General features: G+C 33.2%; 16 protein-coding genes. All 16 read right to left on the bottom strand.

Annotated features, from left to right (window positions below):
- Positions 1 to 134 precede the first annotated feature (134 nt).
- On the bottom strand, positions 135 to 1,637 hold the full coding sequence (gene glpK, locus HMPREF2586_RS09275; RefSeq protein WP_046208594.1) for a glycerol kinase GlpK: 1,503 nt from the start codon (positions 1,635 to 1,637) through the stop codon (positions 135 to 137).
- Between the two features lie 177 nt (positions 1,638 to 1,814).
- The gene (locus HMPREF2586_RS09270; protein ID WP_064209016.1) at positions 1,815 to 2,633 is read right to left on the bottom strand and encodes an MIP/aquaporin family protein; all 819 of its coding nucleotides are present in this window, start codon (positions 2,631 to 2,633) and stop codon (positions 1,815 to 1,817) included.
- A 171-nt stretch (positions 2,634 to 2,804) separates the two neighbouring features.
- A complete protein-coding gene (locus HMPREF2586_RS09265) occupies positions 2,805 to 3,839 on the bottom strand; it encodes a S66 family peptidase (protein ID WP_070658462.1) in 1,035 nt (344 codons plus the stop codon).
- A gap of 107 nt (positions 3,840 to 3,946) precedes the next feature.
- Positions 3,947 to 4,480, bottom strand: a complete 534-nt coding sequence (locus tag HMPREF2586_RS09260) for a glycerol-3-phosphate responsive antiterminator (RefSeq protein ID WP_046208731.1) — start codon at positions 4,478 to 4,480, stop codon at positions 3,947 to 3,949.
- Between the two features lie 13 nt (positions 4,481 to 4,493).
- A complete protein-coding gene (gene mutL, locus HMPREF2586_RS09255) occupies positions 4,494 to 6,455 on the bottom strand; it encodes a DNA mismatch repair endonuclease MutL (protein ID WP_070658460.1) in 1,962 nt (653 codons plus the stop codon).
- Positions 6,456 to 6,470: 15 nt separating this feature from the next.
- Positions 6,471 to 9,092: a DNA mismatch repair protein MutS gene (gene mutS, locus HMPREF2586_RS09250; protein ID WP_371090940.1), complete on the bottom strand. Its 2,622-nt coding sequence runs from the start codon at positions 9,090 to 9,092 to the stop codon at positions 6,471 to 6,473.
- Between the two features lie 433 nt (positions 9,093 to 9,525).
- Positions 9,526 to 10,014, bottom strand: a complete 489-nt coding sequence (gene thiW / locus HMPREF2586_RS09245) for an energy coupling factor transporter S component ThiW (RefSeq protein WP_046208599.1) — start codon at positions 10,012 to 10,014, stop codon at positions 9,526 to 9,528.
- Between the two features lie 34 nt (positions 10,015 to 10,048).
- A complete protein-coding gene (locus HMPREF2586_RS09240; RefSeq protein ID WP_070812723.1) occupies positions 10,049 to 10,408 on the bottom strand; it encodes a YlbF/YmcA family competence regulator in 360 nt (119 codons plus the stop codon).
- Entirely contained in the window at positions 10,408 to 11,949 is a 1,542-nt protein-coding gene (gene miaB / locus HMPREF2586_RS09235) for a tRNA (N6-isopentenyl adenosine(37)-C2)-methylthiotransferase MiaB (RefSeq protein ID WP_070658454.1), read from the bottom strand. Before miaB ends, HMPREF2586_RS09240 begins: the two co-directional genes overlap by 1 nt.
- A gap of 380 nt (positions 11,950 to 12,329) precedes the next feature.
- The gene (locus tag HMPREF2586_RS09230) at positions 12,330 to 12,626 is read right to left on the bottom strand and encodes a thiamine-binding protein (protein WP_046208602.1); all 297 of its coding nucleotides are present in this window, start codon (positions 12,624 to 12,626) and stop codon (positions 12,330 to 12,332) included.
- Positions 12,627 to 12,709: 83 nt separating this feature from the next.
- Positions 12,710 to 13,609, bottom strand: coding sequence for an NAD(P)/FAD-dependent oxidoreductase (locus HMPREF2586_RS09225; protein WP_070658451.1), 900 nt, complete (start codon positions 13,607 to 13,609; stop codon positions 12,710 to 12,712).
- Between the two features lie 108 nt (positions 13,610 to 13,717).
- Entirely contained in the window at positions 13,718 to 14,116 is a 399-nt protein-coding gene (locus tag HMPREF2586_RS09220) for an RrF2 family transcriptional regulator (RefSeq protein ID WP_064209022.1), read from the bottom strand.
- Between the two features lie 68 nt (positions 14,117 to 14,184).
- Positions 14,185 to 14,808: a poly-gamma-glutamate hydrolase family protein gene (locus HMPREF2586_RS09215; RefSeq protein WP_046208605.1), complete on the bottom strand. Its 624-nt coding sequence runs from the start codon at positions 14,806 to 14,808 to the stop codon at positions 14,185 to 14,187.
- A 114-nt stretch (positions 14,809 to 14,922) separates the two neighbouring features.
- Positions 14,923 to 15,546 (bottom strand): poly-gamma-glutamate hydrolase family protein, encoded by a 624-nt coding sequence (locus HMPREF2586_RS09210; RefSeq protein ID WP_046208606.1) that lies wholly within the window; start codon positions 15,544 to 15,546, stop codon positions 14,923 to 14,925.
- 144 nt (positions 15,547 to 15,690) lie between these two features.
- On the bottom strand, positions 15,691 to 16,557 hold the full coding sequence (locus HMPREF2586_RS09205; protein WP_070658449.1) for a 2-oxoacid:ferredoxin oxidoreductase subunit beta: 867 nt from the start codon (positions 16,555 to 16,557) through the stop codon (positions 15,691 to 15,693).
- Positions 16,558 to 18,318 (bottom strand): 2-oxoacid:acceptor oxidoreductase subunit alpha, encoded by a 1,761-nt coding sequence (locus HMPREF2586_RS09200; protein ID WP_046208608.1) that lies wholly within the window; start codon positions 18,316 to 18,318, stop codon positions 16,558 to 16,560.
- Positions 18,319 to 18,323 lie beyond the last annotated feature (5 nt).

Below are 18,323 nucleotides of genomic sequence, written 5' to 3'. Positions count from 1 at the left end.
TCCTAGTAGTAATAAAAAAAGAGAGACCTATCCCATACATATATAATTGTACGAACAGTGTCTCTCAATTCTCATCTCGATAATATTAACTTACCCTTATTATAGCATAAGAAACTTAGATAAGTCTAATTCTTTTATTCTTCGTCTAGCTTAAAGACTTGAGTGGCCTCTACAGCTTTTTTCCAGCCTTTGTATAATTTATTTCTTTCTTTTTCTTCCATATCTGGATTAAATTCTTTTTCAAGTTTCCAACGGTTAGCAATTTCATCTTTACTATCCCAGAAACCTACAGCTAAACCAGCTAAATAAGCTGCACCTAAAGCTGTTGTTTCGTTAATTTCTGGACGTTCCACACTCACGTTTAATAAGTCTGATTGGAATTGCATAATAAAGTTATTTTTAACAGCACCACCGTCGACACGTAGGTTATTTACTGTAATATCAGAATCTTTTTCCATTGCTTCAAGCACATCACGTGTTTGATAACACAATGATTCTAATGTAGCACGAATAAAGTGTTCTTTTTCAGTACCACGCGTTAAACCAAAGATTGCTCCACGTGCATCAGCATCCCAATATGGTGTTCCTAAACCTACGAATGCTGGCACAACATAAACACCTTCCGTAGATTCTACACGTTCCGCGTAATTTTCTGATTGTGGTGCAGAATTAATCATTCTCAATCCATCTCTCAACCATTGAATAGCTGATCCTGAAACAAAGATAGAACCTTCAAGTGCATAATTAACTTTTCCGTCTAGTCCATAGGCAATTGTTGTTAATAATCCACTTTCAGATGCTACAGCTTCTTCACCAGTGTTCATCAGCATAAAGCCACCTGTACCGTAAGTGTTTTTTACATCTCCACGTTCAAAGCATGCTTGACCAAATAATGCTGCCTGTTGGTCACCTGCAATACCAGCAATTGGAATTTCTTGTCCGAAGAAATGATAATCAATGGTATTTGCATAAACTTCACTAGATTCTTTAACCTCAGGTAACATAGTATTTGGAATTTCTAATATATCCAATAATTCTTGGTCCCATTCTAAATCATGGATATTATAAATCAACGTACGGCTTGCATTCGTATAATCTGTAATATGAGCTTTACCACCAGATAATTTCCACACTAGCCAAGAATCAATAGTACCGAATAATAAATCTCCATTATCAGCTTTCTCTCTAGCACCTTCCACATTATCTAGAATCCATTTAACTTTTGTTCCAGCAAAATATGGATCTAGTAAAAGACCTGTTTTTTCTCTAAATTTATCTTCTAAACCTTGTTCTTTTAATTCTTGACAGATGCCTTGAGTTTGACGAGATTGCCAAACAATCGCATGATATACTGGTCTTGATGTTTTCTTATCCCATACAACCGTAGTTTCACGTTGGTTTGTAATACCAATACCAGCTATTTGATCTGCACCGATGTTTTCTTCATTTAAAACTTCCGCCATAACAGCTAAAACGGACGTCCAAATTTCATTGGCATCATGTTCTACCCAGCCTGATTTTGGAAAATATTGTTTGAATTCACGCTGTGCAACTCCTTTAATTTTTCCATCTTGATCAAATAGAATTGCTCTCGAACTCGTAGTGCCTTGGTCGATTGACAAAATATATTTTTCCATAATGATTAGCTCCCTCTTCAAATGTTCGTAATACGAATTACATATGTAATTCACATTGATATATATATTTCTCTGTACCCAATTTTTATTAGTTCACTCAACTAATAATTTTATATTAATACAATGACAATAATATCTAGTTATATTTTAACGTAAATACACTTAAATTAAACGTAATTAATATATAGTTTCTATACCTTTAGCATTTTTCGCTTTATTTAACGTTACGCCTAAAATAAGTGTGATAATTAATAATACAATAGCAACTACCGACATTGTATCAAATGCACCTTTGTAAAATAATCTGTAAATCACTGCACCAATCATACCACCAGTTACAGGTCCTAACACAGGTACAATTGCATATGACCAATTAGAATCACCTTTACCTGCGATTGGTAAAATCGCATGTGCAATACGTGGACCTAAATCACGAGCTGGGTTAATTGCATAACCTGTTGGCCCACCTAGACTTAATCCAATTGCAACGATTAAACTACCGACAATTAATGGATTTAAACCATCAGCAATTTTGTTCATACCAATGAATAAAAGCCCCATTGTTAAAATACCTGTACCAATAATTTCACTCATGAAGTTTGCAAAATAGTTTTTAATGGCAGGTGCTGTAGAAAATACAGCTAATTTTGTGCCTTGGTCTTCTGTGGCTTTCCATTGTGCTAAATACATTAACCAAACTAATGCACCACCAACGATACCACCTAGAATTTGACAGATAATATAGCCTGGCACCATAGCCCAACTAATGGCACCATCCATGGCAAATGCTAAAGTAACTGCAGGATTTAAATGTGCACCTGAAATATTACCTACCGCGTACACTCCCATAGTAACTGCTAATCCCCAACCTGTAGCAATAACAATCCAATCTGCGCCATTCCCATTACTTCTTTTTAAGTTGACGTTTGCAACAACGCCTCCTCCAAATAGTATAAGTATTGCTGTTCCCAAAAATTCAGCAAAATATTCACTCATAAAGACTCCTCCTAAAATAAGACAGGGAGACCCCTACAATTATATCCAGTTGTGAACCACCGGTTTAATTACTGTAGAAATCTCCCATCTCTGTTCTAAATATTAACTTGTGTACATCTTACACCGTTGTTGTAAGCGTTGTCAAATACTTTGTAAAAAAGTTGTCACAACTCAAGTTGATATCACACTATTTTCATCAATACTAAATTGACTAGTCAATGGGTCAATTTGTGCCGTTAACCCATAAGGAATCGCATGTTTGGGCTCGTTATGACCAAATGATAAATTATAAAAAACTACCATTTTAGGATTATTGCTTTTTTTAATTATTTTTAATATCTCTCTTTTATAATTTTCATAATATACATTATTAAATGGCTTACCAAAAATCATACCATTCAGGTGATTTAAAATCCCTTGCTTCAGCAATTCCTCTAAATATTTAGCAAACATATCAGGTGTAGGTGTGTCTTCTGAGGTTTCTAAAAATAATATTGCACCATTAAATGCTTCAATTTCAGGAAATATTGATGTATGCATTAAATCAACAAAAGTTTCTAGATTTCCACCTAAAAGGTGTCCGCTCACTTTTTTATTTCCATTTAATATTTCGTATCCTTTTTGTTCTATTTTAGCTCTACATGTATATTTGTTTTGTTTATTCCATTTTAATCCATATGGTCTCATATAAAATGCTGGTTCTATTTTTCCTATTTTATTTGTATTAAACCAACACTTGTTAATATTCTCTACTGTATATGTATCCATTGCTATATTTTCTGCAAAGTCAGTAAGTAATGCCTGACCATAAAAACTAACTATTCCCATTTTATAAAACATCAAATGTACTGTTGTTGTATCTGAATAACCACTGAATATTTTAGGGTTGTTTGCAATTGCTTGGAAATCTACATAAGGTAAAATACGTATCGCATCTTCTCCGCCAATACAACTAATAATAGCTTTAACTTCTTGATCTTTTACTGCTTCATTTAAATCTTTAGCTCTACATTCTGGATGATTGTGAATAAACACTACACCTTTTAAGGCATTTGGCATTACTTTGACTTTTAAGCCAAATTCATTTTCCAAACGTTGAATGCCTTGTCGAGTTCGCCATAACATATTACTTTCACCTGCTAAACCAGAAGAAAGAGACACAATTGCTACTGTGTCTCCTACTTTCAATTGCTTTGGTTTTATCATTGTCGTCATCCCCTTATACTCGTTCACAACGATTGATTACAAATAAATGAACCAATAATATGGAAATAGTTAAATTTTTATCATTTTAGTGACAATACATGATTCGATTACCATAGTGATCGGTCACTAGTTGTAATATATTTTGCACCATTTGAAACTGCAACATCTACTTCTTCTTTGCTATTTATGAGCCCACCTGCAATTACTGCAGTATTTGTTTCTTCGTTAATGATACGTATTGCTTTAGTAGCAATACCAGGTAAAACTTCCACAAAATCTGGTTCTACACGCTTAATCAATTCGATACTTCTAGATAGTGCATGACTATCTAATACAAACACTCTGAACACGGTTGTAGTATTTAATGATTTTGCTTTATTAATTACTTTTGTCTTAGTTGAAACGATGCCTTTAGGATGATAATTTTGAATGATATATTCACAAGCAAATTCATCATGGCTCATACCTTTGATTAAATCGATATGCATGTATGTTTCAATCTTATTCTTGTTTAATAGACCCATAATACTTTTAACATGTCCGATATGCGCATCTAACATGACACATGCCTTGTAATCGGTCATCGTTAATTTTTCTAAATCTTTCATTGAGCGAACTGCAGGCAAAATATGCGGTTTCAACATGAATTCCTCCTTAGACAATACGTTTAAATAGGCGTTCTAATTCATAATTTGAGAAATTAATAATAATGGGTCTACCGTGTGGACAGGTAAATGGGTCTTCAGTGTCTCTCAATTGATTAACTAAATCTGCCATCTCGTTATTTTTTAGATAGTGGTTAGCCTTGATTGATTTTTTACAGCTCATCATAATCGCAGCTTCTTCACGAATTTTTCTCACGTCAACTTTTTTATGTTCTAATACATATTCGATCATATCCTTGATGATTTCTTCAGCTTCTTCTTTAGGAAACCATACTGGATAGCTATCTACAATGTAATCATGTCCACCAAATGGTTCTAAATGCACGCCTACTTTATCTAATTCATCTTTATATTGATTAATTATCATTAATTCATCTTTTGAAAAATGGAAAGTTAATGGAATCAATAAATTTTGACTTTCATTTACAACATCACCAATTTTTTCTCTGAAATATTCATACTTTATTCTTTCTTGAGCTGCGTGTTGATCAATCATAAACATACCATTTTCATTTTGAGCGATGATGTAAGTGCCATGCACTTGTCCAACAATTTCCATATAAGGTATTCTACGTGTTGGCGAAGCACTCACGCGCCCTTTAATATCTTCTTCACCATTGTCTTGTAAAATGTTATCCGCGGTTGATACTTCGTTATCAGTAGAATCACTACTTGTCGTTTCTAAATCATAAAGCAAATCATTTTGTATTTTCTTATAATCATCATAATCATTTTGTGACTCTTGAATGCCGCTTCGTTCATTATCCGGTTGATTTATATAGGATGTTGAATTGTCTGCACTTGCGTTATTTGCATTATTCACGTTTGGTTCACTTGATTGCTCAACATTTTGCTCAAGGTTATTTTGTTGTTGCCGTTTTTCGAAGTCCATTTTCTGTTGCTCAAATTGGTCTAATACCTTGTTTTTCTTCGTCATTTTATCCATATCATTTTGAGGAATTAAAATACGATCTTTAAATGCTTCACGAATTTTTGTCACAATTAATTCAAAAAGCTGGTCTTCTTTTGATAACCTTACCTCTAGTTTAGTTGGGTGCACATTAACATCTACCAATATCGGATCCATTTCAATGTTGATATAGCATATTGGATAACGACCGACCATTAATAAAGTATGATAGCCCTCTAAAATTGCTTTATTTAATAAGAAGTTTTTAATATATCTGCCATTAATAAAGATAGAAATATAATGCTTATTACTTCTAGAATGTTCTGGCTTTGCAAAATAAGCATCTAAATGATAATCACTTGTATCACCCGTTACATGAACTAGATCTTTTGCAATTTTCATACCATAAATTTCTGCCATGACTTCATTTGTTCTACCTGATCCATTTGTTTTTAATATTGTTTTACCATCAGAAACTAGTGAAATACGAATATCAGGATGACTCATAGCCATACGGTTCACGATATCTGTAATCTTTCCAAGTTCTGTATAGAGACTTTTAATATATTTTAAACGTGCTGGCGTATTATAAAACAATGACTCTACCAAAATATCTGTGCCTCTTTTTGCTTTAGCTGGTTTTCGATTTAAAACTTCCCCATTTTCCACATAAATTTCTTGGCCTTCTTGATTATCTGTACATGTTTTCAATGTCACCTTAGAAACTGAAGAAATACTAGCTAAAGCCTCACCGCGAAATCCTAATGTGCGAATATGGAACAAATCAACATCTGCATCTAATTTACTTGTTGCATGGCGATGGAATACTAAGTCTAAATCATCGATTTCTATACCAGTACCATTGTCAACCACACGTATAGAAGCGACTCCTGATTGTTCAACCTCTATGTTTATTTCTGTCGCTTGAGCATCAATTGCATTTTCCAATAATTCTTTCACAACCGATCCAGGTCTTTCTACTACTTCACCGGCTGCTATTTTATTTGCTAAAGATGTCTGTAATTCTTTTATTTTACCCATTGAATGACCTCACCTCTATTTTAACTGTTTTTGTAATTCACTAAGTTTTACTAGAGCTTCTATCGGTGTCATATTCGATAAATTTAATTGCTTAATTTCAGTCTCTACTTCACTTTGTTCCGCAGGATAATCAAACAAATCAAAAGCTGCTTGTTCAAATTGGTGGCTACTTTGTGCTTGCGTGTCATCGTTATAGCTGTGCTCGTTTTCAGATACAAATGATTTTTCTATCGGCGGTGCTTCCACGCCCGATTTAATAACGTTCATTTGTTCATTTGTCGCTTGTCCATGATTATTATTTTGTTCAAATGCATCTAGAATCACTTGTGCACGTGATATAACTGCTTCTGGTAAATGTGCTAACTTCGCAACTTGGATACCATAACTATCATCGACAGCCCCGTCTTTAACTTTGTGTAAGAAGATAAGCTCACCTTTGTATTCATTTGCTGCAACATGAACATTTTTCAACGAAGGCAACGACTGATCTAATGTTGTTAACTCGTGATAATGTGTAGAGAATAATGTCTTAGCATGAGAAGTATGTGCCACGAATTCAATCATTGCTTGTGCCAATGCTAATCCATCATAAGTAGAGGTTCCCCTACCTATTTCATCAAAAATAATTAAACTATTTTCTGTAGCGTTAGCGAGTGCTTTTTGTGCTTCCAACATCTCAACCATAAATGTACTTTTACCAGAAACTAAATCATCTGCAGCTCCAATTCTTGTAAATATTTGATCAAAAACTGGTAATACAGCTGTTTCACACGGCACATAAGCACCCATTTGTGCCATAATGCTTATGATTGCAACTTGTCTCATATAAGTAGATTTCCCAGACATATTAGGTCCAGTGATTAAATAGATAAACGTATCTTGATCTAAATTACAATCATTTGGCACATAGTCGTTGTGATCCATAACGCGTTCTACAACAGGATGTCTCGAATTTGTTAATTTAAGTGTTTTGTCTTCGCTAAATGCAGGTCTTGCATAATTATATTTTTGTGCTATCTCGGCAAAACTTTGCAAACAATCTAATTCAGAAATAACTTTTGCTTGTTTTTGTAAGCGTTCTGTATATGTCTTTATTTGTTCACGTAATTCAACGAATAATTGATATTCTAATTCAATCGCTTTATCTTCAGCGCCTAATATTATGTCTTCTTTTTCTTTTAATTCATCCGTAATAAACCGTTCTGCATTTGATAAGGTTTGTTTACGATGATAACCATATGCAGAAGGGTCAAAACCTTGCAAGTTGGCTCTTGTAATTTCAATAAAGTATCCAAACACTTTGTTAAAGCTAATCTTCAGTGATTTAATACCAGTGCGTTGACGCTCCTTAGTCTGAAGTTCAGCCAACCAAGATTTACCATTCTTCGATGCTTCTAAATATTCATCTAGCTCCTGATTAAATCCTTTTTTGAATAATCCACCTTCTTTAACAGATATTGGCGGTTCTTCTTTCAAACTATTTTCTAATAATGCTAACAGTTCATCTAAAGGTTCAAGAGCTTTAAATTGCTCAGTAGTTTCTGTATCTAAACGATCTAATAATTGCTTAATATTGGGTATTTCAGAAATTGAATGTTTGAGTTGAATTAGATCTCTAGCATTTACATTACCATAACTCACTCGACCAACTAAGCGCTCGATATCATATACTTGATTAAGATGTTCTCTCAATGTATCTCTCTCTATAAAAAAGTCTATAAATTGCTCAACTGTATCTAGACGTGATTCAATTTGATTTTTGTGGATTAACGGTCTATCAATCCATTGTTTTAATCTTCTTGCACCCATAGGGGTCTTAGTTTCATCCATCAACCATAGCAATGTCCCTTTTTTACTTTTCAGACGAATACTTTCTGTCAATTCTAAATTTCTTTTTGCATAAAAGTCCATTTTCATAAAATCTACTGCTTCATATTTAACAACAGTTTCTATATGAGATAGATCTCGTTTTTGCGTATGAAAAATATAATCAAGTAATAACTGAGTCGCATTGTATAAAGATTGTTCATTACTAGTATTTACTGCATAATGTGCATCTGATATTTCATTCAATACTGTAATCGTTTCAGTTGTTAAACTTATTTGACGTTTTAGTTCTTCATCAATATGCTCATTTACCACGATTTCATTTGGATTAATGGTTGTTATTTCATTTATTAATGTAGCTTGATCGTTAAAGGAAGTTACTTTTAGTTCTCCCGTAGATACATCACAATAACTTAATGCATAACAGTCATTTATTTGTACAAAGCTCAAAATATAATTATTTTGTTTTTCATCTACGCCACCTTGATCCATAACCGTACCTGGCGTAACGATTCTAACAACTTCACGTTTCACCATTCCTTTTGTCTGTCTAGGATCTTCCATTTGCTCACAAATAGCTACTTTATATCCATTATTAATTAATGTTTCAATATAGCCATCTGCTGAGTGGTAAGGTACCCCACACATAGGAATAGGATTTTCTTTTTTAGCATCACGCTTTGTTAATGTAATCTCTAGAACTCTAGAAGCTTCTTTCGCATCTTCAAAAAACATTTCATAAAAGTCGCCTAATCTAAAAAATAATAAACAATCTTGATATTGTGATTTTATTTTTAAATACTGTTGCATCATTGGCGTTTGGTTAGTCATTTAATCTTTCACAATCCTTCTATTAGTTTCTTACTGTTATTTACAATACATTAAATAAACTATTATTTATGTATGTTATATCATTAAATCAGATGGTTGCTCACTTGTTTAACTGATTGCTATTTTTACTTTATAACTAGTTTCTATTCTTATATTATTTCGTACTTTTAAACCATATTTCGATATTTTTATTGTCCATTTAACTCTTAAATTTTAACATAACTTTAGTTTTTACGCTTATGCTTACAAATTAGGATTGATGTAAAATGTTGTCGTTTAACTACTTGATGAATGATATTTATAAAATAAAAAAGATTAAGCTTCATTTGCACATACAATTAATTAATTACAAATCCACATTATAATTAAATCATTGATATGTTAAAAGCAATGAAACTTAACCTTTTCATATTTATAAGAATCGTTTTAAGATGCCTTTTCTTTTCATAACCATTAAAATAACATAACTAATCATTGCACCAATCACACTTGAAGCAATAAAAGCTATCATTAAAGGCTTGACAGCAAAGTTAGCAAAACCTAATACCCAGGCTAATGGTATACACATAATACTACCAATGATGCCTGTACCTATAACTTCACCGATTGCTGCCATAAAAATATGCTTGCGATAAAAGTAAAAACCACTTGCTAATAATACACCTACCATACTTCCAGGAAATGCAAAGAAACTACCGGTACCAAACACCATTCTTAACAGCGAAGAAATAAACGCTTGTGCCAGACCAAACCAAGGCCCCACAAATACCGCACATATCACATTGATTAAATGTTGTATAGGCGCCGCTTTGATAGGCCCAAGTGGTATAACAACAATGCTACTTAACACTACATTTATTGCAATCAATATCGCAGTCAGTGTTAATTTTCTTGTTTTCATATTGCTCATTTCCTTTCTACATATGGATTATGCATTAATCTTTATCTTGTTGAATTTCATTTAAACGGTTTGACATCGTACTAATCATCATTTGCAATAAGTCATTTGCCTGTGCTTGTGATTCTCTAAATTCTTCAACAATAGGTATAATATTGAGGTTTTGCTCGATATCTTGAATTTTATCTTCAGACTGACGCAGTGCCTGCTGTTTACCATAATTTTGTAAATTAACAGACTGTTTCTGCGTTTTTTTCAAGTCTTTCATACGTGTTTCAATATTTTTATTTTGATGAATTTGCTGTTCAATTGCTTGATATTCTTTAACAGTGTCTAATGATTGAATACGTTGACTGAGTTTATCTGCCTCTGCCAATATTTCATCTTTTTCATACATTATTGTGTCACCACTGCTTTTTCACTAACGCCTAAAAACGTACCATTCAATGAAAACTGTTTAGCTTCATCAACTTTTACATCAACAATCTTTCCAATCATTTCTTTAGGTGCTTTAAAATTAACTAGTTTATTTTTATTCGTATAACCTGCAAGTACAGTATCATCTTTCTTACTAGCACCTTCACAAAGAACTTGTACTGTTTGGCCTTCATATTGTGCCATAGCTTGTTCAGAATAATAGGCTACTTTTTTATTTAACTGTTGTAATCTTGCCTTTTTTTCCTCTAATGGTACATTATCTTTCATTTTAGCTGCTGGCGTGCCATCTCTTTGAGAATAAATATACGTATATGCATGTTCAAATGCTACTTCATCATATAAAGTCAATGTTTCTTCAAATTGTTCTGCAGTTTCATTTGGATAGCCTACGATAATATCTGTTGTTAAAGCAACATCAGGTATTTTTGACTTAATACGATTGACTAAATCTAGATAGCTTTCTCTCGTATATTTACGTCCCATAATTTTAAGAACAGCATTATTTCCTGATTGTACGGGCAAATGCACATGTGGAACGATGTTTCCACCGTTAGCAATCACTTCTATCATACGATCGGTGAAATCCCATGGGTGACTCGTAGTGAAACGTACTCTAGGAATATCTATTTTCGAAATATCTTCTAGCAAGTCGCCAAGTCCATATTCTAATCCATCAATATCCTTACCGTATGAATTAACATTTTGACCTAATAGTGTAACTTCTTGATATCCTTGACGAGCTAAATCTCTAACTTCGTCTATAATATCTTGTGGTCTTCTACTACGCTCTTTACCTCGTGTAAATGGCACAATACAGTATGTACAGAATTTGTCACAGCCATACATGATATTAACCCATGCTTTTATATTACCTTTTCTGACTTTAGGTAAATTTTCAATTACATCGCCTTCTTTAGACCAAACTTCTACCACCATTGCTTTTGAGAGATAAGCTTCTTCGAGTATTTCAGGCAGTCTGTGTATATTATGCGTACCAAAAATCATATCCACATTTTGATATGATTTTAATATTTTATTCACGACTGATTCTTCTTGAGACATACAACCGCAAACACCAATAACTGTTTCAGGTTTTTCTTTTTTCAAGTGTTTTAAATTGCCAATCTCGCTAAACACTTTATTCTCTGCATTTTCACGAATTGCACAAGTGTTAATTAAAATAACATCCGCTTCATCGATTTCTTCTGTTGGCTGATAACCTAAAGCACTTAAAATACCTGCCATTACTTCTGTATCATGTGCATTCATTTGGCAACCATATGTTTTTATTAAAAATGTTTTACCTTTACCCATACCACGATATTTTTCATCGATTTGAAAATCACGGTTATAATGTACTTCTTCTTTACCACGTTTACGTGCTTCTTTTAAACTTGGTGGTTGGTATACATGCTCAAAATACTTACTATAATCTTTTGTCTTCTTATCGCGCTCGGCCAAAACATCTATAGAAGTTTGCTTTCTTTGTTCTTCATTCACGCTAACAAAACCCTTTCTATATCATAAAAACTATGAACAAACGCATTAAAATAGATCTTATCTCGCTGTTTTACAATCGAGTCGTTCAAAGTTCTATAACTTTATCTATAATCATTATTTCATTATATTAAATTTAGCAATAAAGTGCAAAAGTCATCTACAATAATGAATGTTGATTTCAAAAGTACATTTTACAATAAAAACCATCTTGATTAAATATACTTTGTCCAATAACAAACATTTTTAATAAAATAATGATACAAAAATAAGGCACTTACGTATCATTTAATAACATTTATTAAATAAACGATGTACCTTATAGTTATGACTTTAATTTCAATTTTACACTATCATAATGCAATACCTTACAAGAAAACTACTTAGATTTCATCATATTTTCCAGTTAATGTTTCAATCGTTATACCTTCTGGAACATGATAAAATTTCACTTGACTGATAGTACTTGGTATTTCTAGTTCTACCATTCGCTCATTAAGCTTTTGGATTAATATTAAACATTCATTCATCTCACCTTGTACAGTTGTTTCTAAAGGTCCAACGCGATATTCCAAACCAGAATCATCGATCACTTGAATTGCTTCATCTACGTAAGGTATAACATCTTCACCATTAGCAGTTTTAGGAATAATTTGTACACTCATTAAAGTATCATTCATACTTGTTCAACCCCTTAAATTTTACTTACCTTCAGTTTACCAAAACATTAACTTAAGGTATAGAAATCGAAAGCTTTGTTTATTTATTGATAGGTTTCGTTTATAAGTGACATCATCATATTTTTAGCAACGTTACCACCATTTGAAGCCGCATCGATTAATTGGCTAGGAAAATTGTCCTTAGTCTCTCCAGTTACATATAATCCATTAATATTTGTTTCTCCATATGGTGATGATTTGATTTTGCCCTGTTCATCACGTTCTAACAATATATTATTTAGAAAATTGAATTCGGTATCCCACCCCATTTGTGTAAATGCACCTTCTATTTTTATGACACTACCATCTTCTAATTCGACTCCTTTTAATTGTCCCTGCTCTCCTAATAGTTTTTTGATCGTTGTTGAACAGACCTCAATATGATGTTGTTCTAAAAATTTAATTGCCTCTGGCTCTAACGTTTCAATACCATTAGTAAATACAGTGATTTTTTTCGAAAAATTTCTCAATAATTTAACAATGTGTATTACATCTTTATCAGAGTAAAATACGCCTAATTGAGTATGTTTCATTTCAAAGCCATCACACCAAGGACAATAAAATACCGTTTTACCGTAAAAGGATTCAATATTATTTATTTTAGGTAAATGTTCTCTAACACCTGTAGCAACAAGTATTTGCTTGGCTGTATAGGATTTTGATGCTGTTGATACTTTAAATCCGGATTCAATTTGTATAATATCTACGACCCTTGCATTCACTATGGATACATCTTTGTATTTGGAGACATCTTCTATAGCTTGTTGTTTAAATTTTTGTGGCGAAATACCATCTTGCGTTAAATAACCATGTGATAATTGAGTAACTTTATTTCGTGGTTTATCTTCATCGATGACTAATGTATGCATCATTCCTCTACCAAAATTCAATGCAGCGCTCATACCTGCTGGGCCACCGCCTATGACAATTACTTCATATTCCATCATTCCACTCCTTTTAATTACACGTCTATTAAAGACTTTTAATATCTATAATAGTTTTAAAAAAGTGTATAGAAATAGTTTATGCTTTGCTATTTCTATACTATAAAATTATTTAACTACAGGTTTTAGCAGACTCGATAGTTTCTTTTGCTTCAAAGTTGTTACCAAAGTTGTTTCAGCATCTTCCATTATAGCTTTGATAGGACAGCCTTCATCATGATTAAAAGTGTCTTCTAATAAACTTTGCTCCCCATCTATCGTAACAATGACTTCATAGATAGATACTGAATCCCATCCATTCTTTAATTGATATCCGCCTTTAGCACCACTACTAGCAGAAATGATATTACGCTTAACTAAACGTGTCATTACTTTTGATAAATAAGTTGTAGAAACACCTAAAACTGATGCTAAGTCTTGTACAGGAATCTTTTTTTGATCACCTTGATTATTAATCATAAATAACAGTGCATGTAAAGCATAATCAGTCGCCTTTGAAAATTTCATAAATTTATCATCTTCCTATTATAGATATAATAAATCTATAATAACTTATTTGTTTTTCTTTTTCAATATTACACTAAATTTTTAGTAGCATTAATAATTGCATCTGCAAAATCATACATAAACTGAGCCCAGTTACTACTGTTCTCTCTACTTTTTTTATTATAACGTTCATTTTCAAACAATTTCTTTCTTATTCCTGAGGTTAACTCGAGTTGGACACCTTTCTCAGTTTTACAGCAATTTACAATATTGTCATCATGCGCACCAGACATATGTGACGGGGCTTGTCTGACAATTATCCCTAATTTTTCAAATTCTGCCGTCATCTCATCCATTAATTGCTCATCCTTACCACCCATATAAACAATTTCATCTTCACCTTTACAGCCATGTATCGCGATGGCATATTGATTATTTGCAATCATTTTCATTAATTTAGGTTCATCATAATGTCTGGACGTCACATGTAATTCTGCATTACCTTTTGTTCTAATTGCTTTAAACGTAAAGTAGTCAAAACCACCTTTTTCAGCTGTTAATTCCGCCAATTCGGTAGTAGCAGGTTCTATTGCTCCGCCATGAATTGCAGTTATGATAACATTGCTATTTCGGTCAATTGAATTAATAATCCAATCCGTATTTTCCTCCGTTAGCTGCATTAATTCCGTCATAGATTTAAATCGATCAGCCATTGATTATCCCCCTCTATTTTATATGTACACTTTTTGTATACCACATTTTAGCGTCCATTATTTTAAATCACTGTTAAGTTTTTGATAATTTATTAACTCAATATTTACAGTTAACTATTGCTGATTATTGATTGCTTTAATCATTGCTTTTGAAAACGCTTCTAAATAGGTTGACCAGTTCGAACGATTTTCTCGGTCATTTAAATTAAATTTTTTATTAACAAAACAATGCTTCCTAAAGTTAACAGTCAATTCTAACTGTACCCCCATACCTTTTTGACCACAATTCACAAAGTTATCCTGTTGTTTACCAGAAATATGAGAAGGTGCATCCTTTGTAACGATTCCTGTTTCATTTAACGTTTGTTTTATCTGCGTAATTAGTGCTTTATCTCTACCACCGATATACACTTCATTTTTCTTACCCATGCAACCATGTATAGATATAACTTGAGCATGTTCAGTCACAATCTTTTGTAATTTTGGCTCATCAAAATGAATTGAAGTTACATGAAGTTCATTGTTTTTATTTTTTCTTACACCTTTAAAACTATAAAAACTATAATTACCTGTTTCACTTAAATGTTGTGCAACTTCAGTAGTTCCTCTTTCTATAGCACCGCCATGGACAGCAGTAATAAGTACTGGTGAATCTCTTTCACACGTTTGAATTTCCCAATCTTTATCTTCATTTGTGTAAGTTAATAATTCCGTCATTGTTTCAAAGTAATCAACCATATCTCTCTAACCTTCCATTTTTCGTATATAAATATAAAACTAGCTGATTCACAAATATAAAACAATGATTTTTTCTATGAAAATCATCTTTTGTGATCAGCTAGTTATTTTACGCTATTGATTCTTATTTAAGTAGATAAACGCTTATACAAACTGCTTTGTTAAGTCTTTAAATTGTTGTTCATCAAGGTGAATATCTTTTTTGGCTAATGCTGTACCTTCTATTTCTTCAATTTGAGATTCATAAGAAGGTGTTTCCGTGTCTTGATATACAATGCCTTTAAGTAATGAATTATACTCTAAAACCTTTTGAGTAGCTTTTTGTTTGTCAGTCGCATCAAAATCTTCAATTTCATCAATACTTGTAAGATTTTCTTTAAACCAATCATAAGTGTTGACTTTATTATATGTTACACATGGAGAGAATACGTTAACGAATGAAAAACCGTCATGGTTAATTGCATCTTCCAACATTTTAGTTAATCCTTTAATATCACTAGAAAAACCTTGTGCAACAAATGTAGCACCTGAAGACAACGCAAGTTCTAATGGCGCAACATTTTTCTCAATATTACCTTTAGGCGTAGATTTAGTCACAAACCCTTGTGCTGATGAAGGTGATGTTTGTCCTTTAGTTAAACCATAGATTTGATTATCCATCACTATATATGTCATGTCCATATTTCTACGCAACGCATGGATCGTATGTCCCATACCAATCGCATATCCATCACCATCACCACCAGAGGCAATTACGGTCAAGTCTTTATTAGCCATTTTCACGCCTTGTGCTAATGGTAATGAACGACCATGGATCCCATGTACACCGTATGAATTAACATAACCTGATAAGCGGCCTGAACACCCGATACCTGTTATAATTGCAACTTCTTCAGGTTCTAGCCCAACATTTGCAGCTGCTTTTTGAATAGCTGCTTGAACAGAGAAATCTCCACAACCTGGGCACCAATTGGGCTTCACATTATTTCTAAAATCTTTAAATGTTGCCACTTATACCAACTCCTTTAAATTTTTGGCAATTTCTAATCCTTTGGCTTCTATTTCATTTGGTAAGAATGGCGTACCATCATATTTCGTTTGATTAATTAATTTATCTCCAACGTTCACATTCATTTTTAATATATTGGAAAGTTGTCCTTGATAGTTATGTTCCACAACGACAACTTTTGAAGCTTTATCAACCGCTTCTTGTATCGTTTTGCTTGGGAAAGGATGTAGTTGTCTGATTTGTAAATGATTAACCTTCAATCCTTGTTGCTCTAACCTTTCTTTACCTTCTTGAATCGCACCTTTAGTAGAGATGAAACCTAAATAAAGTATGTCTGCTTCATCATGGACTGCATTATTTTCTACAGGTTGATTGATCAATAGATGTTCTGTTTTTCGCATCCGTTTATCCATTTGCTGTTGTCTGTTATCAGCTGCTTCACTTGTCTTACCTTCTTCATTATGTTCCACACCTGTGACATGGTGGATGCCCCCTTTAACTCCAGGGATTGGTCTTGGAGAGACTCCACTTTCAGTCAACGCATATCGTTTGAAGTATGTTTTATCATCTTCATCTCTTTCTATATCCGATTGAATCGTTTCTCCTCGGTTTATTTCAATTTTATTATAATCTAATGATTCTACAGTTTGTTTACCTAATGACAATTGTAAATCACTTAAAATAATGACCGGGCATTGATACATTTCAGCAAGATTGAAAGCTTCTATCGTAAGGTAAAATGCATCTTCAGCATCTGTTGGTGCTACAACTATTTTAGGTATATCGCCATGCGTACCGTAGATCATTTGCATAAGGTCTGATTGTTCTTGCTTGGTAGGCAATCCAGTGGACGGACCGCCGCGTTGTGTATTGATTACAACAAATGGCGTTTCCGTCATACCAGAAAGGCCAATTGCTTCCATCATGAGTGAAAGACCAGGACCAGCGCTCGCTGTAAATGCACGTACACCAGCATAGTTAGAGCCTATTGCCATATTTGCCGCAGCGATTTCATCTTCAGTTTGTACAACAGTACCCCCAACTTTGGGTAAATTTTCAATCATATATTCCATGATTTCAGATGCTGGTGTAATAGGATAAGCTGCCATAAATCGAGAACCAGCTGACAACGCACCTAGACCTATCGCATCGTTACCAATCATATATAGATGTGGTGTGCCTTCTGTTTTTTCTAAAACAAAATCACCATCAATATGACTTAATTGTTCGTTCATTAAACGGTAACCTTCATTCAATGCTTCAATATTCATTTCTACAACTTTATCACCTTTTTTAGTAAACATATTGGTGATAAGTGTCTCAAAATCTGAAATGTCTAAGTTCATTACTGCACATGTCGCTCCAACCGCGACCATATTTTTCATTAAAGTAGTGCCTAATTCTTTCGCAGTGGCAGTAAAAGGTAGCGCAACCAATTGTGCGTCACAATGTTCAGGTTTTTCTGGTTTAGCTTTACTATCAGCAATAATCACACTGTCTTTACGCATCTCATGGTGGTTCACTTCAATTGTTTCTTGATCAAATGCGATTAATATATCTAAATCATCACTAATTGCATGTACTGGTGATGTTGATACTCTAATTTTATTATTTGTATGACCGCCTTTGATTCTACTTGAAAAATGACGATACCCATATAAGTAGTATCCTTTACGGTTCATAGCAGTGGCAAAGATTTCACCTGTTGATTCGATACCTTCCCCTTGTTGTCCGCCCACTTTCCATGATACTTGAGATTTCATATCAT

Origin of the sequence: Staphylococcus sp. HMSC034G07 (assembly GCF_001835975.1) — a bacterium.
Lineage (GTDB): Bacteria > Bacillota > Bacilli > Staphylococcales > Staphylococcaceae > Staphylococcus > Staphylococcus ureilyticus.
This window is presented reverse-complemented; position numbering and strand designations above follow the sequence as displayed.

Bases quoted from the DNA above. Each gene is read 5' to 3' on its own strand.
- HMPREF2586_RS09200 (WP_046208608.1), bottom strand. From the start codon at position 18,318: ATGAAATCTCAAGTATCATGGAAAGTGGGCGGACAACAAGGGGAAGGT.
- HMPREF2586_RS09230 (WP_046208602.1), bottom strand. From the start codon at position 12,626: ATGAATGATACTTTAATGAGTGTACAAATTATTCCTAAAACTGCTAAT.
- HMPREF2586_RS09215 (WP_046208605.1), bottom strand. From the start codon at position 14,808: ATGGCTGATCGATTTAAATCTATGACGGAATTAATGCAGCTAACGGAG.
- mutL (WP_070658460.1), bottom strand. From the start codon at position 6,455: ATGGGTAAAATAAAAGAATTACAGACATCTTTAGCAAATAAAATAGCA.
- HMPREF2586_RS09225 (WP_070658451.1), bottom strand. From the start codon at position 13,609: ATGGAATATGAAGTAATTGTCATAGGCGGTGGCCCAGCAGGTATGAGC.
- mutS (WP_371090940.1), bottom strand. From the start codon at position 9,092: ATGCAACAGTATTTAAAAATAAAATCACAATATCAAGATTGTTTATTA.
- HMPREF2586_RS09220 (WP_064209022.1), bottom strand. From the start codon at position 14,116: ATGAAATTTTCAAAGGCGACTGATTATGCTTTACATGCACTGTTATTT.
- HMPREF2586_RS09240 (WP_070812723.1), bottom strand. From the start codon at position 10,408: ATGTATGAAAAAGATGAAATATTGGCAGAGGCAGATAAACTCAGTCAA.
- glpK (WP_046208594.1), bottom strand. From the start codon at position 1,637: ATGGAAAAATATATTTTGTCAATCGACCAAGGCACTACGAGTTCGAGA.
- HMPREF2586_RS09265 (WP_070658462.1), bottom strand. From the start codon at position 3,839: ATGATAAAACCAAAGCAATTGAAAGTAGGAGACACAGTAGCAATTGTG.
- HMPREF2586_RS09210 (WP_046208606.1), bottom strand. From the start codon at position 15,546: ATGGTTGATTACTTTGAAACAATGACGGAATTATTAACTTACACAAAT.
- thiW (WP_046208599.1), bottom strand. From the start codon at position 10,014: ATGAAAACAAGAAAATTAACACTGACTGCGATATTGATTGCAATAAAT.
- HMPREF2586_RS09270 (WP_064209016.1), bottom strand. From the start codon at position 2,633: ATGAGTGAATATTTTGCTGAATTTTTGGGAACAGCAATACTTATACTA.